Genomic DNA, 13210 nt, shown 5'->3' on the forward strand with positions numbered 1-13210 from the left:
AGCGCACACGCAAGACCACTGGCGTTGAGAAACACCTACTCGAAATGCGCCACAACAGACAATCCGGGGCAGCGTCTGCCTAATCTGTTCTCGCGAAGATCCATGCTGATTGGAGCGAGATGGCGGTCAACCGGCCAGCGATGCCGAGCGCGATCGCGCTCGGGGCTGAGCGCGATCACCCCGACGTTCTGGCTGTGTGTCGGTGGCTGCCTCAGCCGTATCCATCCGGCGCATTCACGGGGCGCCACGACCGAGTTCACGCCGCCGAGAGACATGGACTGACTGTCCTTTGGTGGGCAGACCGCACCGTGCATGTCGGTGATTACGTAGGGCCAGCTCGCGGAGGCCTGGCCCCAGGCGCGCGGCCCTCCTATGACGTTGCCATGCCAGCAGGCGGCTACCTCCAGGTTCGATCTGGGATCCTGCGTGGCTGGCGTCCCGATCCCAGCGACTCGCTCGTTCTGCGAGCCGACGGCGAGGCATTCGACGCCGCACAGTACGGCGGCGATCATCCGTACTTCCTGCGCCAGTACCTGACCATGACCAACGCGGACTGCGCGTCCGCCTTGGCCAGCGCTAGCGCCCGTCGGCCTTCAGCGGACAGTTCGGACCCACCCAACTCAGAAGCCAGCGACGTCATCCGAGCCCTGCGTGGACGGATCGGCTGGTCGAGGCCACCTGTTGTATGCGGTTGCGATACGCCCGGAGGGGCAGACTCAGTCTGGTCCGGATCCAGGGCAACGAACACGCCAACTGCCCTGTTGAGGAATGGGGGGGCCATGGCGGTCCTGGCTGGAATCGGCTCTGCCGACGACGCCGCAGACACAGTCTGGTCACTGACTGCCAGTCTCGCCGACCCCACCCAGGCCGGCACGGTGCGGGCCGTCGAAACCGCCGCGAGGCGTTCCTGCGTGCCCATGTCGGGGTGGCCAGACGCTCCGCTCACCGAGGAGGCGGTTGCGCTGGTCGCGGCGCAGGCGGTTCGTTGGCATGGGCTCCCCGCTCTCAAGCGGCTACCGTTCTGGACCCTGGGATGGATCTTCCTCGCGCAACCTCTGCTGGATCGGCTCTTCGCTGATTTGTCGCCTGAGTCACGACCGGCCCTGCGGCAAACGCTGCTTGAGAACGCAGACGCCATCCGACTCCAGAGAACTCAACGGATGTGGTTGGCCACCAACGACGCGACGCTCGCTCTCGCGGAGATGGCAAGGCTCGTATCGGGCGATGCCCCGCTTCGTCCCGTCGATCTGTTCCCAGTGATCAACCTGACTGACTCCTCCGCACAGAGAATCCGCGCACACGTGCCTGAGCCCCGACAAGCCGACGACGCCCGTGCGTACGCAGCGGACGTGGCCACCGTCGCGGCTTCGCTGGCGTCCGGTTGAGCCGTCGAGCACCGTCACGATGAGCAGTCCGCAACCCCATGCGTCAAACGAGCGCATAGACACTGATGTGCTCGTCGTCGGCGCGGGTCCAGCTGGGTCGGCTGCCGCAACTTGGGCTGCTCGTTCGGGTCTTGACGTTGTACTCATAGACGCGGCTCGTTTCCCCAGGGACAAGACGTGCGGAGACGGTCTGACTCCTCGTGCCATAGCCGAACTGAACCGCCTGGGCATGGCGGGTTGGCTGCGTGGGCGGACGCGGAACTGGGGGGTCGTAGCGAACGCCTTCGGGCAGTCATGGCACCTGCCGTGGCCAGCAAGCAGCTTCCCCCCGTATGGAAGCGCCACACCGCGCAGCGAACTGGATGAGGCTCTTCTGGCCGTCGCACTCGCCGCCGGAGTGCGGGTTCACCAGGAAACCAGAACCCTCGCGGTCGAGCGGTCAACTTCCGGCGCCGTGAGATCCGTGACTTGCTCCAGTGGAGCCGAGTCCGTGGTCGTGCGCTGCAGGCGCTTAATCGTCGCCGACGGCGCCCGCTCCAAGACCGGGAAGATGCTCGGGCGCATCTGGCACCGCGAAACGATCTACGGAGTTGCCGCGCGCTCATACGTCCCCAGCGCGCGGGCGGACGAACCTTGGATCACGTCCCACATGGATCTGAAGGACCCGTCTGGGTCAGCGCTGCCAGGCTACGGCTGGATCTTCCCTCTCGGGAACGGTGCGGTGAACCTGGGAGTCGGCACTCTTGCCACAGGTGATCGTCCGGCCAACATCAACCTGAGCAAGCTGCTGCACCAGTACTACCTGGCCCGCCGAGATGAGTGGGGGATGACCGGCGAACCGGACTCCGTGCGCTCAGCCCTCCTTCCAATGGGCGGATCAGTCAGCGGCATCGCCGGACCGAACTGGGTCCTCATCGGCGACGCCGCTGGCTGCGTCAACCCACTGAACGGTGAGGGCGTCGACCACGGTCTGGAAACCGGCCGCATGGCAGCGGACCTGCTGGCCTCAGGCGCCGGGCTCGCCAGGCCGGGTCAGGACTTGAGCCGCGCGTGGCCCCGCCTCCTGGGTGACCGATACGGCCACACCTACTCAGCTTCGCGGCGTGTCGGACATCTGTTCTTGAATCCGAGGCTTCTGTCAACGGTGGGACCGTACGGGATGCGCTCGCGCGCGCTCATGAACACGATCATGAGAATCGCTGGGAACTTCATCACGGATGAGGACACAGACCTCATCGCCCGTCTCTGGCGAGTGGCTGGCCGCTGGTCATGGGACAAGGACGAGCGTCCGCCTTTCTCGAACTGAGCCCCACCTGGCGGGGATCGGCACGCTCGCGATTGCAGAAAACAGCCATATCACCCATATGGCGTATCTCAGCTGGCTGGCTGGCCACCGATACAACACACAAGGAACGCTGGAGGAGTCATGCACTCAGGCCGAGCGCGTAACTGGCGCACCCTTCTCGTCAGCGCGGCGGCGTTTGCCCTCGTGCTGCCTCTTGGCGTCGGCACTCCTGGTGCTGCTGCGGTAACCAGTGAGCACCTGTTGTCCGTGCCCGAGGGACAGATTGAGCACGTGACCGCAGCGGTTCAGGAATCGGGCGGGACGGTTCTTGAGTCGTTCGAAGTAGCGTCCGCTCTCCTTGTCCAACTGCCGAACGGGGCACGCATTCCCGAGGACGCGACCGTAGTGCCTGATGTCGCCATGCAGTTCCAGGCCGCGGACGCCGCCACGGAGACGCCCGCAGCCAATACATACCGCGACACGATTGGTGCCTCCAGCAGCCTGGACGGCTCCGGCGTGACAGTGGCGCTTGTTGACACCGGGGTCGCCGACACTGGCGAGACCCAAGTAACTCACGTCAACGTCAGCGACGGCCCGGACGGGGACGGGCTGGGCCACGGCACGTTCCTGTCAGGGATCATCGCCGGGGACGGGGCATCGTCGGGAGGTGCCTACTCTGGTGTCGCACCGGGAGCCAGGATCCTCGACGTTCAGGTCGCGATGCCCGATGGATCGACTTCGCTGTCCAAGGTCCTGTCCGGGCTCCAGGAAGTCGCCGATCGATCGGCTGGGGACCGTACCATCAAGGTCGTCTCGCTCGCGCTGTCGAGCGGAAGTCCGCTACCGCCCAGCGCTGATCCTCTAACTAGTGCGCTGGACCGGCTCTGGTCACGTGGGCTCACGGTTCTGGTCGCGGCAGGCAACGGCGGACCGAAGTCTGTGACATCTCCGGCTTCGGATCCGACGCTTCTCGCAGTCGGAGCGGTAGCTGAAAACAGGACGGCGAGCCGGTCCGATGACACGGTGGCCGACTTCTCGGCCTACGGCAAGAAGTTCGGCCGTATGAGGCCGGACATCGCAGCTCCGGGTGTGTCCCTGGTCTCGCTGCGCGCGCCTGGGTCTGTCGCCGATACCGAGAACCCTGAGTCCCGCGTGTTGGACAAGTACTTCACGGGCACTGGAACTTCGATGTCTGAGGCAGTCGCGGCTGGAGCCGCAGCCGCCTTGCTCGGGGCACGGCCGGGGTTGACCCCGGATCAGGTCAAGCAGCTTCTGGTCGGAACAACCTACTCGGCCGATGGACTCACCAAGGGCGCCGGATCGGGCGGACTGGACCTAGCAGCCGCAGCGGCAGCCAAGATCGCCCGCACTCGCCCACTGCCCGCAGCGACGCGTTCCACCCGATTCGCTCCCGATGAAGCCGACGCGAGCACGTGGGCCGCCTTCGCCGCCGCCTGGGCAGACGGCGATCTGCAAGCCGTCATTGACGCGTGGAAGGCGCTGAGCCCCCAAACCCGCCGTTGGGCGGCTAGCGCGTGGTCGCTAGCGGTGTTGGAGCGCGCGCTGGCGACCAGCGAGGATGACTTCGAGCTGCGAGTCTGGGAAGGTCGCCGCTGGGCAACACAGAAGTGGCAAGGTCGCCGCTGGGCCGATGACGCATGGGTTGGTCGGCGTTGGGCGGGTCGCCGCTGGGCCGATGAGGACTGGGCTGGTCGGCGTTGGGCGGGTCGCCGCTGGGCCGATGAGGACTGGGCTGGTCGGCGTTGGGCGGGTCGCCGCTGGGCCGATGAGGTCTGGGGAGGCCGTCGCTGGGCCGAGAACGACTGGCTAGCGGTCGCGTGGACTGGCCGACGTTGGGCCAGCACCGACTGGGCAGGTCGCCGCTGGGCAGACGAGGCCTGGGCAGGTCGCCGCTGGGCTGACTTCGACTGGAGCGGCCGACGCTGGGCTGATGAGGTCTGGGAAGGCCGCCGCTGGGCTGACGTGGCATGGGAGGGCCGACGCTGGGCTACCGAAGTTTGGAACGGACGGCGCTGGGCCGTGACAGGCTGGGGGCAGTAGCACCTAGCCGGAGGCAGGATGACGGAGATTCCAGGTCCCGGTCGCCTGCCGGTTCTCCCGGAGGCCGAGCACGAGAGGCGATCCCGGCACCTGTCGGCCGTGATCATCGCTGCTGTGTTCACCGCAGGGATGGCATCGGTGATCCTGACCGCGTGGTGGTCGACTGACTGGCCTGTGCCATCCGCTCAGTACACGGCGGCGACCATCTGGCCCTACATCGCCTTCATCGCGGTAGCGACATTGGCCGAGATCATCTACGTACCGGTTCGACACGGCGATGGAGTCGAGGATCTGACGTTCTTCGAAATCCTGGTCGTGGGCGGAGTCCTGGTGTTCCTTCCTGTAGTTGCCCTCGTGTGCCCGCTGATCGGCTTCGCTGTAGCTGAACTCCTACTGGGGCGACCACTGCGGAAAGTACTGTTCAACACGGGTTCCTACGCTTTGGCAGCCTCAGCCCTCATCCTGATCTACGCAGGAGTGGCCGGGACAGGGTCCCGGTTCGGAGCGAGCTCCGTTGTCGCGCTGCTGCTCGGTGCGGCGGTCTTCGTAACCATCAACTTGGTCTTGCTCGCGTGGATCCTGAACGTGGCTCAGGGCGTTCCGTTCAAGGAACTGATCCGCGACCAGTGGGTGCTGTCGGTGAGCATGGCGGTCGGAAGCGTAGGTGTCGCGGCAACAGCCGTCGCGATGGTCAAGTTCGCTCCAGCCCTGGCTGTGTTCTCGCTCGTGCCAGCCGCGGCCCTCTGGTACGCCTACCGATCCTCGGCGGCCCACACACACGCACTCGAGCGCAACCGCTGGCTGGTACGCCTCAACTCCCTGGTCACAACTCTCACCGCGCCACACATCCTGGTACCGGGCGCGGCCAACGCGATTCGCCATGTGTTCGGGGCCGACACCGTGCGGGTAGTTCTGCCAACCGTTGCCTACGGAACCATCGACTCCCAGCCACAAGTGATCTTGCTCGACCCCAGCGCCGGCGACGATCTAGCGGTCACTGCCGCCTCGGAATCGGTCCAGCAGATCCCTGGCAGCGCCCTCCCTGACGGCTGGGTGTCGGGCTGCCTGGTGCGACTCGACACCGGCGATGACAGTCCCGGCGTTCTCATGCTGGGCGCGTCTAGACGGATTCCAGGGCTGCAAAGGCTCCTTCCCTGGGCGCAGGGGGAATGGCACCTGCGCGATGTCGACGCCCCCGTTCTCCAGGCTGTCGCGGCCTCGACTGCTGGCGCGATACGCGCCAGCCAGCACCTAACGGCCTTGGCGGAGGAGACGGCCAAACTCAACGCCGTCGTGGACCACGCCACCGACGGCATCGCGGTCATGGATGCCACGCGCGCGTTCGTGATGTGGAGTCCCGCTATGGCGCGCATCACCGGGGTATCCGCCCAAACCGCCCTTGCGAGTGTGCCGTCGCCAGGGACCGACGACCCAGTGGCGGTCCTGGCGCGCGTAGCCGAATCGGCCAGCTCCTCGGCGGACCAGGCCAGCTCGCTTCTTACGCGGATCACCAGGGACTCCGAGGACCGAGAACTGCGAGTCTGGGTTGTATGGATCGACCACTCCGCCGTCGATCTCGCCCAAGAACCGGAATCCCGCCGCCTGGCCATCCTCACCGCCCGAGACATCACGCAGGAACGTCGGGTCGAGCGCATGAAGGCTGACTTCATCGCGACGGTTTCGCACGAGCTGCGCACACCCATCACTCCGATCAAGGGATATGCCGGGCTTCTGGCCGACAAGTGGGACCGGCTGGCGCCCGAAAAGCGTGTCGATATCCTGAACACGATTGTCGACCGGGCCGATCACTTGACGCGCTTGGTGGACGACCTGCTGCTGGCGTCGCGGGCATCGGATACGTCGGCACGCCTCACCGTGGAGATGACAGATGAGGATCTGCTGGAAGTTGTTCACGAGGCGCTCAAGATGTTCCCGGGCGAAGCTGACCGCGTCCGCGTCACGGGATCGGGTGTCACAGTGTCGTGCGACAGAGTCAGAGCGATTCAATGCTTGGCGAATCTGATCGGGAACGCGCTGAAGTACTCGCGGCCCGGATCGGCCGTTGGTGTGGAGATCCGGCGGGAGGAGGGAGGATCATGGGCAACGGTGTCGGTGATCGATCACGGACTTGGAATACGTCCTGATCAGCTGGAGAAGGTGTTCGAGCGCTTCTATCGTGTGGAGGATCCAATGACGATGACCACAGGGGGAAGCGGCGTCGGTCTGTTCGTCTCGCGTGAGCTCGCACGGGCGATGGGCGGCGACATCGACGTCATCTCACAGATCGGCGAGGGCAGCAGTTTCACGCTCCGCCTAAGACCAGCTGACTACGAGGCGGGTTTCTGATGGCAACGGTTCTAGTCGTCGATGATGAGCCCTCAGTGCGCTCGCTGCTACGCGACGTCCTCGAACTGGATGGGTATGACGTCATCGAAGCCGCCGACGGGGAAGAGGCGCTACGAGAAATCGCGAGATCCCTGCCCGACTTCGTGATTCTCGACATCATGATGCCGGGCATGTCTGGGCTTGACGTCCTACGCCGACTTCGAGTCGAGCACACCGTGACGGACCTGCCGATCATGCTGCTCACAGCGGCGACCGACGACGAGACGACATGGGCTGGCTGGACCGCTGGGGCGAGTGTCTTCATACCGAAACCGTTCGACCCAGGTCGCCTGCTCGACTGGATCGAGAAGCTACTAGCCAGCGATCAGCCCAAGAACTAAGGACACGTAGACACGAATGAAGAGAATCACGCTAGAGCAGCTGCCCACTGTGCTCAGCGGCTTGCCAGACAACCCTCGAGTCGTCGCGTCCGGGAACTTGGCCACACCGAGAGCCATCCTCGGCGCGACCGACCAGGCGCTGGAGCGCTACGTCTTGAACGTGCTCAACGCTCAGTGTGAGCTACCGGACCGGGAGGGCGTGACCTACGAAACGGCATTCGTCGGACCGCGCATGCGCAAGAGTCCGCGCCTGAAGTACGTACCCTGCCGGTTGAGTCTCGTCCCGGTTCTGTTCCAGAAGATCATGCGTCCGGACGTCGTACTGATCCACACTTCAGCCCCGCACAACAACTCAGTCAGCCTCGGGATCGAAGTCACCGTGATGCCTGCCGCCATGGAGGCCTGCCGCGCGGGATGTGGCATCGTGATCGCGCAGGCGAACTCGAACATGCCCTACACCTACGGCGATGGGGTCTTGCACGCGGACGAGATTGACTACCTGGTCGAGGTCGACGAAGAGGTCCCAACACACGCCAGTTCACCTCCTGACGATGTGTCCCGACAGATCGCCGACAGAATCGCCACGCTCGTGGATGACGGGTCCACGCTTCAAGCGGGGGTCGGCGCCGTTCCGGATGCCGTGATGTCGGGGCTGACGGAGCGCAAGGGGCTTCGCGTCTGGTCGGAGACGTTCAGTGACGGCGTTCTGGATCTCGAGCAGCGAGGCCGCACCGACGACAGCGTGCCCCTAACGGCATCGTTCGTGACCGGCAGCCGCGAACTGTACGGCTGGGTGCACCTCAACCGGAGAGCGAAGCTACTCAGGACCGAGATGACCAATGCCCCGGGCCGAATCGCCAGACAGCGGGCGATGACCAGCATCAACGGTGCATTGCAGGTGGACCTACTGGCCCAAGCGAACGCGTCCCGGATTGGTGAGCACGTGTTCTCGGGAATCGGCGGGTCTACGGATTTCATCGTCGGCGCCCTTCACTCCCCTGGCGGAGCCGCGTACATCACACTGCCGTCTTGGCACGCGAAGGCGAACGTGTCCACGATTGTTCCGATCATTTCCCAGCCAGTGACGTCCTTCCAGCACTCCGCGATAGTCACGGAGCAGGGGCTCGCCCACGTGTTCGGCTGCTCCGAACACGAACAGACCAGGAACATCATCAGCCAGGCCGCTCACCCGGACACGCGTGACGAACTCTGGGCGGCCGCCCGAGACCTGTGGCGCGCGTAACGCCGGTTGCGGCAGACATGGTATGACAGTTGCCTGATGGCAAGTCCCCGCTTTCGCGTCCTGACCATCTGCTCGGCCAACATCTGCCGGTCGCCCGCCGCGGAGACCCTGCTGCGCCGCGAGTTGAAGGCGTGGCCCGATTCGGTTGCCATCGCCTCGGCCGGGCTGTGGACTCCGGGTGGGTTTCCCGCATGCGATCTATCGGCCGCTCTGGTTGGAACGCCCGACCCCGACCTGGCGCACATGTCACGTCAGCTGACGGCGGACATGGTGCGCGACGCCGACCTGATCCTCACCGCTGACCGGACTCACCGGGCGGAGATCGCCACTATCGATCCGCGCGCGCGGCACAGGGCATTCACCTTGCGGCAGGCCGCGCATCTGAGCTTGCCGATCGTCGAGTCGCTCAAGGCCTCAGAGCTACCGGAGGGCGCCCCAGCGCTTCCCACCGATCCCACGGCGAGGCTGCGTTGGTTCGCAGCGGAGCTCGACGCCGGTCGTGGACTGGCACCGGTGCCTGCCGTCCTTGAGCCTTGGGACCCAGAAGACGTCCCCGACCCACACGTTCTCGGCTACCAGCTCCACAGCTCCGCGATCGATCTGATCAAGGCGTCGGTTGCCGATCTGGTATCCGTGATGCGGGCGGTGTTGAAGTCGGATCCTCTGGGTACAACGTAAGATCACCGTGAATGCGACCAGGAGGTTCTAGGTGTCCTCAGCCACCCTCGTCAGCGATGACGCGGTACTGGATGTCCTCGAAGCCGAGGCGATCCACGTCTTCCGGGAAACCGCGGCAGCGTTCCGCAAGCCGGTCCTGCTGTACTCGATCGGAAAGGACTCCTCGGTCCTGCTTCACCTGGCTTTGAAGGCCTTCGCTCCCGCACCCCTTCCGTTTCCCGTGATGCACATCGACACCACGTGGAAGTTCCAGGAGATGATCCAGTTCCGCGACCGCAGGGCCGCAGAACTTGGACTCGACCTGATCGTCGCGACGAACGAGGAAGCCCTGAACGAAGGCGTGTCGCCGTTCACCCACGGAACCCACGAATACACGCGGCTGATGAAGACTGTCGCGCTGCGCGAGGCTTTGGACGAGTACGGCTTCGATGCCGCGATCGGTGGCGCTCGTCGCGATGAGGAACGCAGCCGCGCCAAGGAGCGAATCTTCTCTCTGCGCGAACCTGGGCACCGCTGGGACGCGCGCAAGCAGCGACCCGAGTTCTGGCGCACCGCGAACACCCGGCTCGCCGAAGGCCAGACGATGCGATCCTTCCCGCTGTCCAACTGGACCGAGCTCGACGTGTGGCGCTACATCCGCCGCGAGCGGATCGACATCGTCGACCTGTACTTCGCCAAGCCGCGACCCGTCGTAGACCGTGACGGCGTCCTGATCATGGTTGACGACGAGCGGCTTCCGCTCCGAGAGGATGAGGTTCCCCAGAATCGCACCGTGCGCTTCCGGACCCTGGGCTGCTATCCGTTGTCCGGCGCCGTGGAGTCCGACGCTGCCGACCTGGACACACTGATCCAGGAGATGAGTGACTCAAAGCTCTCCGAGCGCGCCGGGCGCCTGATCGATGGAGAAGGCGGCAGTTCGATGGAGTCGAAGAAGGCGGAAGGGTACTTCTGATGCCGACAACTGACTTACCCGGCTCGCGCACGCCAGGACCCGCGCCGGTCCTGCGGCTGGTCGCCTGCGGTTCGGTGGATGACGGCAAGTCCACACTGATCGGCCGACTGCTGGCCGAGACCGACTCGGTCCCCATCGACCAGCTTGAGTACGCACGCAGAACCCGCCGGGGTGGATCGACGATTCCGGTCGGCGAGATCGACTACTCCTTGCTCACCGACGGTCTCGAAGCCGAGCGCGAGCAGGGGATCACGATTGATGTCGCCTACCGGCACATGTATCTGCCCAGCGGTCGACGTGTGATCATCGCTGACGCCCCCGGCCACGAGCAATACACGCGCAACATGGCCGTCGCCGCCTCAACCGCCGACGTAGCTGTGCTGCTGGCCGATGCGGCCCGCGGGCTGCGGCCGCAGACATTCCGCCACCTGACTGTGTGCGCTCTCATGGGTGTTTCCAGCGTCATCATCGCCATCAACAAGATGGACCTAGTCGGCTTCGAGCACGCGACGTACGAGGAGCTGTCCGGCGGTGTGCGCGCGGCGGCTGCCCGGCTGGGCATAGATGAAGTGACGACCATCCCCGTCAGCGCGGTCACAGGAGCCAACGTCATCGAGCACGGCCCCGAGATGCCGTGGTACCAAGGCGGCTCAGTTCTGGACGCGCTGGCGGCTTGGGATCCCACCGTCGACTCGACCGAAGCCGCCTTTCGACTGCCAGTGCAGATCGTGCTTCGGGCTGCGGGCAACTTCCGCGGATACGCGGGCACAATCGCATCAGGGAAGGCCCATGTCGGCGACAAGATCGTGATCGCTGACTCAGGCGTGTCGGCCGCGATCGAGCGCATCGTAGCCGGCGGGCAGGACGTAACCGAAGCCTCTTCGGGGCAGGCGGTGGCGGTGACGCTAGACCGCGAAGTGGACGTAACTCGCGGGGACCTAATCGCCGAAGAGGGCGCTTCCCAAGCACAGCCCGCTGACCGCTTCGCCGCTGATCTGGTCTGGATCGGCGAAGAGCCCCTAGCTCACGGCCGCTCGTATCTGCTCTACGCGGGTCCACGCGTCGTCCCCGCGACGGTAACGTCCGTGCGGCACAGGCTGGATGTCGTCACCGGACGCCATGACGCCGCGCGGCTGCTGAGCATGAATGACATCGGACGCGTCGAACTCGCCACTGACTCCCCTATTCCCTTGGACCCGTACACGACCTGCCGCGAGAGCGGAGGGTTCCTGCTCGTCGACCGCGTCACGAGCGATACGGTCGCTGCCGGGCTGACCCGCTACGCCATGCGTCGCGCGTTCAACGTGACGCCGCATGACTACGCGGTCGACAGGGAATCCAGGATTCGCCTCATGGGGCACCGGCCACGCGTCATCTGGCTGACCGGGCTGTCCGGGTCAGGCAAGTCCACGATCGCCGACGCCGCCGTTGCGATGCTCCACAGCCAGGGAGTGCATACCTACGTCCTGGACGGCGACAACGTCCGGACGGGACTCAACCGCGACCTCGGATTCACGCCGGAGGACCGGGCCGAGAACGTGCGCCGCGTCGCGGAGGTCGCCCAGCTCATGGCCGACGCTGGATTGGTCGTGCTTGTTGCTCTGGTCTCCCCGTACCGCTCGGACCGCCGGGCCGCCCGGAACATCTTCAAGACGGGCGAGTACGCGGAAGTCTTCGTGGACACGCCACTGTCAGTGGCGCAAGGAAGAGACCCCAAGGGGCTGTACCGGAAGGCCGCCGCGGGTCAGCTGCCGAACCTGACTGGCGTTGGTCAGGAGTATGAGCCTCCCGAGGACCCAGAGTTGCACCTCAACGGCGAGGATGAGGTGGCGGTCTCGGCCGAACGCCTTGCCCGCCTCGTGCTCGGCGACGCCTAGTCGCACGCTCAAGCCGTGGTGCCCGTGGCCGATCCAGCGGCTTCAAGCCTCACGCTGGGGGTCCCCCCACGAAGTGGGGGACTGGATCCGACCCCGGGCACCACGGCTTCAGGCCTGACGCCGCTTGATCCGGGGCTCGCGGCCATGAGATTCCGCGAAGTTGGCACCGATCCACGCGGCATTCTGCTATCCATAGCCGGTGACAGGCTCAGCATCTGCCTTTGAGTACCTGAAGGTAATCACCTTCCACGAGTTCATCGGCACGTCAATCATGATCGTCATCGGCTGCGGTGTGGGTGCGCTTCAGCGGTTGAGCAAGAGCTTGGGTCACGGTTCCGGCGGATGGGCCTTGACTGCGTTCGGCTGGGGCATGGCGGTCTTCGTCGGGGCCAGCGTCGCTTGGCATTCCGGTGCACAACTGAATCCGGCAGTCACCCTGGGACTGACTCTGATCGGACAGAACACTTGGGCCAAGGTCCCCTTCTACGTAGTCGGCCAAGTGCTGGGCGGAATGTTCGGGGCCTTGCTCGTCTATTTGCTCTACAAGAAGCAGTTCGACACAGACACGCATCGACCCACTACCGGCACGATCTTCTACACCGCGCCCGGAGTCCGATCCCTGGGATGGAACACCGTCAGCGAGGCCATCGCCACGTTCGTCCTTGTCTACTGGATCGTCCAACAGTCTCCGTGGGTGCCTCAAGTGGGAAACGCTCATCCGAACTACGGAAACATCGCCCTGGGTTACGCCGGCGTCGCGTTCGCCGTAATAGGGGTTGGCGCCGGGCTCGGAGGTGCTACGGGCTACGCGATCAACCCGGCCCGCGACTTCGGGCCGCGCGCCGCCTACGCCTTGCTCCCGATCCGCGACAAGCAACGCATCGACTGGGGTTACGCCTGGGTACCCATCGTCGGACCGCTAATAGGAGCCGCTGTGGCCTCCGGACTGTATCTGCTGACCACGCCGTTTTGACCGCCACGACAAGACCGGCGAGTTGAGATT

At 65.1% G+C, this 13210-nt stretch carries 12 protein-coding genes; 10 read left to right on the forward strand and 2 right to left on the reverse strand.

What is annotated here, in order from left to right; genetic code table 11:
* Positions 1-35: 35 nt before the first annotated feature.
* Positions 36-512 carry a hypothetical protein gene (locus Q8P38_06325; protein ID MDP4014218.1) on the reverse strand — a complete coding sequence of 159 codons (477 nt, stop codon included), beginning with the start codon at positions 510-512 and terminating at the stop codon, positions 36-38.
* A complete protein-coding gene (locus Q8P38_06330; GenBank protein ID MDP4014219.1) occupies positions 509-640 on the reverse strand; it encodes a hypothetical protein in 132 nt (43 codons plus the stop codon). Before Q8P38_06330 ends, Q8P38_06325 begins: the two co-directional genes overlap by 4 nt.
* Before the next feature lie 139 nt (positions 641-779).
* Here Q8P38_06330 and Q8P38_06335 point away from each other — a divergent pair, with 139 nt between their 5' ends.
* From Q8P38_06335 to Q8P38_06380, 10 genes are all read left to right on the forward strand, one after another.
* Positions 780-1385 (forward strand): hypothetical protein, encoded by a 606-nt coding sequence (locus tag Q8P38_06335; protein MDP4014220.1) that lies wholly within the window; start codon positions 780-782, stop codon positions 1383-1385.
* Between the two features lie 19 nt (positions 1386-1404).
* Positions 1405-2691, forward strand: coding sequence for a geranylgeranyl reductase family protein (locus Q8P38_06340; protein ID MDP4014221.1), 1287 nt, complete (start codon positions 1405-1407; stop codon positions 2689-2691).
* A gap of 120 nt (positions 2692-2811) precedes the next feature.
* A complete protein-coding gene (locus Q8P38_06345; protein MDP4014222.1) occupies positions 2812-4731 on the forward strand; it encodes a S8 family serine peptidase in 1920 nt (639 codons plus the stop codon).
* A gap of 18 nt (positions 4732-4749) precedes the next feature.
* Positions 4750-7077, forward strand: coding sequence for a PAS domain-containing sensor histidine kinase (locus tag Q8P38_06350; protein ID MDP4014223.1), 2328 nt, complete (start codon positions 4750-4752; stop codon positions 7075-7077).
* Positions 7077-7457 (forward strand): response regulator, encoded by a 381-nt coding sequence (locus Q8P38_06355; protein ID MDP4014224.1) that lies wholly within the window; start codon positions 7077-7079, stop codon positions 7455-7457. The genes Q8P38_06350 and Q8P38_06355 overlap by 1 nt, the downstream gene beginning before the upstream one ends.
* Positions 7458-7473: 16 nt before the next feature.
* The gene (locus Q8P38_06360; protein ID MDP4014225.1) at positions 7474-8700 is read left to right on the forward strand and encodes an acetyl-CoA hydrolase/transferase C-terminal domain-containing protein; all 1227 of its coding nucleotides are present in this window, start codon (positions 7474-7476) and stop codon (positions 8698-8700) included.
* A gap of 36 nt (positions 8701-8736) precedes the next feature.
* A complete protein-coding gene (locus Q8P38_06365; protein ID MDP4014226.1) occupies positions 8737-9378 on the forward strand; it encodes a hypothetical protein in 642 nt (213 codons plus the stop codon).
* A 67-nt stretch (positions 9379-9445) separates the two neighbouring features.
* The gene (cysD, locus tag Q8P38_06370; protein ID MDP4014227.1) at positions 9446-10330 is read left to right on the forward strand and encodes a sulfate adenylyltransferase subunit CysD; all 885 of its coding nucleotides are present in this window, start codon (positions 9446-9448) and stop codon (positions 10328-10330) included.
* On the forward strand, positions 10330-12207 hold the full coding sequence (cysC, locus tag Q8P38_06375; GenBank protein MDP4014228.1) for an adenylyl-sulfate kinase: 1878 nt from the start codon (positions 10330-10332) through the stop codon (positions 12205-12207). The genes cysD and cysC overlap by 1 nt, the downstream gene beginning before the upstream one ends.
* 199 nt (positions 12208-12406) lie before the next feature.
* Positions 12407-13180 (forward strand): MIP/aquaporin family protein, encoded by a 774-nt coding sequence (locus Q8P38_06380; protein MDP4014229.1) that lies wholly within the window; start codon positions 12407-12409, stop codon positions 13178-13180.
* Positions 13181-13210: the final 30 nt, after the last annotated feature.

This window comes from Candidatus Nanopelagicales bacterium (assembly GCA_030700225.1).
In the GTDB taxonomy this organism is placed as follows: Bacteria; Actinomycetota; Actinomycetes; order S36-B12.

Excerpts from the sequence above, each read along its gene's own strand:
- Q8P38_06325 (MDP4014218.1), bottom strand. The coding sequence starts at position 512 with ATGATCGCCGCCGTACTGTGCGGCGTCGAATGCCTCGCCGTCGGCTCG.
- Q8P38_06330 (MDP4014219.1), bottom strand. The coding sequence starts at position 640 with ATGACGTCGCTGGCTTCTGAGTTGGGTGGGTCCGAACTGTCCGCTGAA.
- Q8P38_06335 (MDP4014220.1), top strand. The coding sequence starts at position 780 with ATGGCGGTCCTGGCTGGAATCGGCTCTGCCGACGACGCCGCAGACACA.
- Q8P38_06340 (MDP4014221.1), top strand. The coding sequence starts at position 1,405 with ATGAGCAGTCCGCAACCCCATGCGTCAAACGAGCGCATAGACACTGAT.
- Q8P38_06345 (MDP4014222.1), top strand. The coding sequence starts at position 2,812 with ATGCACTCAGGCCGAGCGCGTAACTGGCGCACCCTTCTCGTCAGCGCG.
- Q8P38_06350 (MDP4014223.1), top strand. The coding sequence starts at position 4,750 with ATGACGGAGATTCCAGGTCCCGGTCGCCTGCCGGTTCTCCCGGAGGCC.
- Q8P38_06355 (MDP4014224.1), top strand. The coding sequence starts at position 7,077 with ATGGCAACGGTTCTAGTCGTCGATGATGAGCCCTCAGTGCGCTCGCTG.
- Q8P38_06360 (MDP4014225.1), top strand. The coding sequence starts at position 7,474 with ATGAAGAGAATCACGCTAGAGCAGCTGCCCACTGTGCTCAGCGGCTTG.
- Q8P38_06365 (MDP4014226.1), top strand. The coding sequence starts at position 8,737 with ATGGCAAGTCCCCGCTTTCGCGTCCTGACCATCTGCTCGGCCAACATC.
- cysC (MDP4014228.1), top strand. The coding sequence starts at position 10,330 with ATGCCGACAACTGACTTACCCGGCTCGCGCACGCCAGGACCCGCGCCG.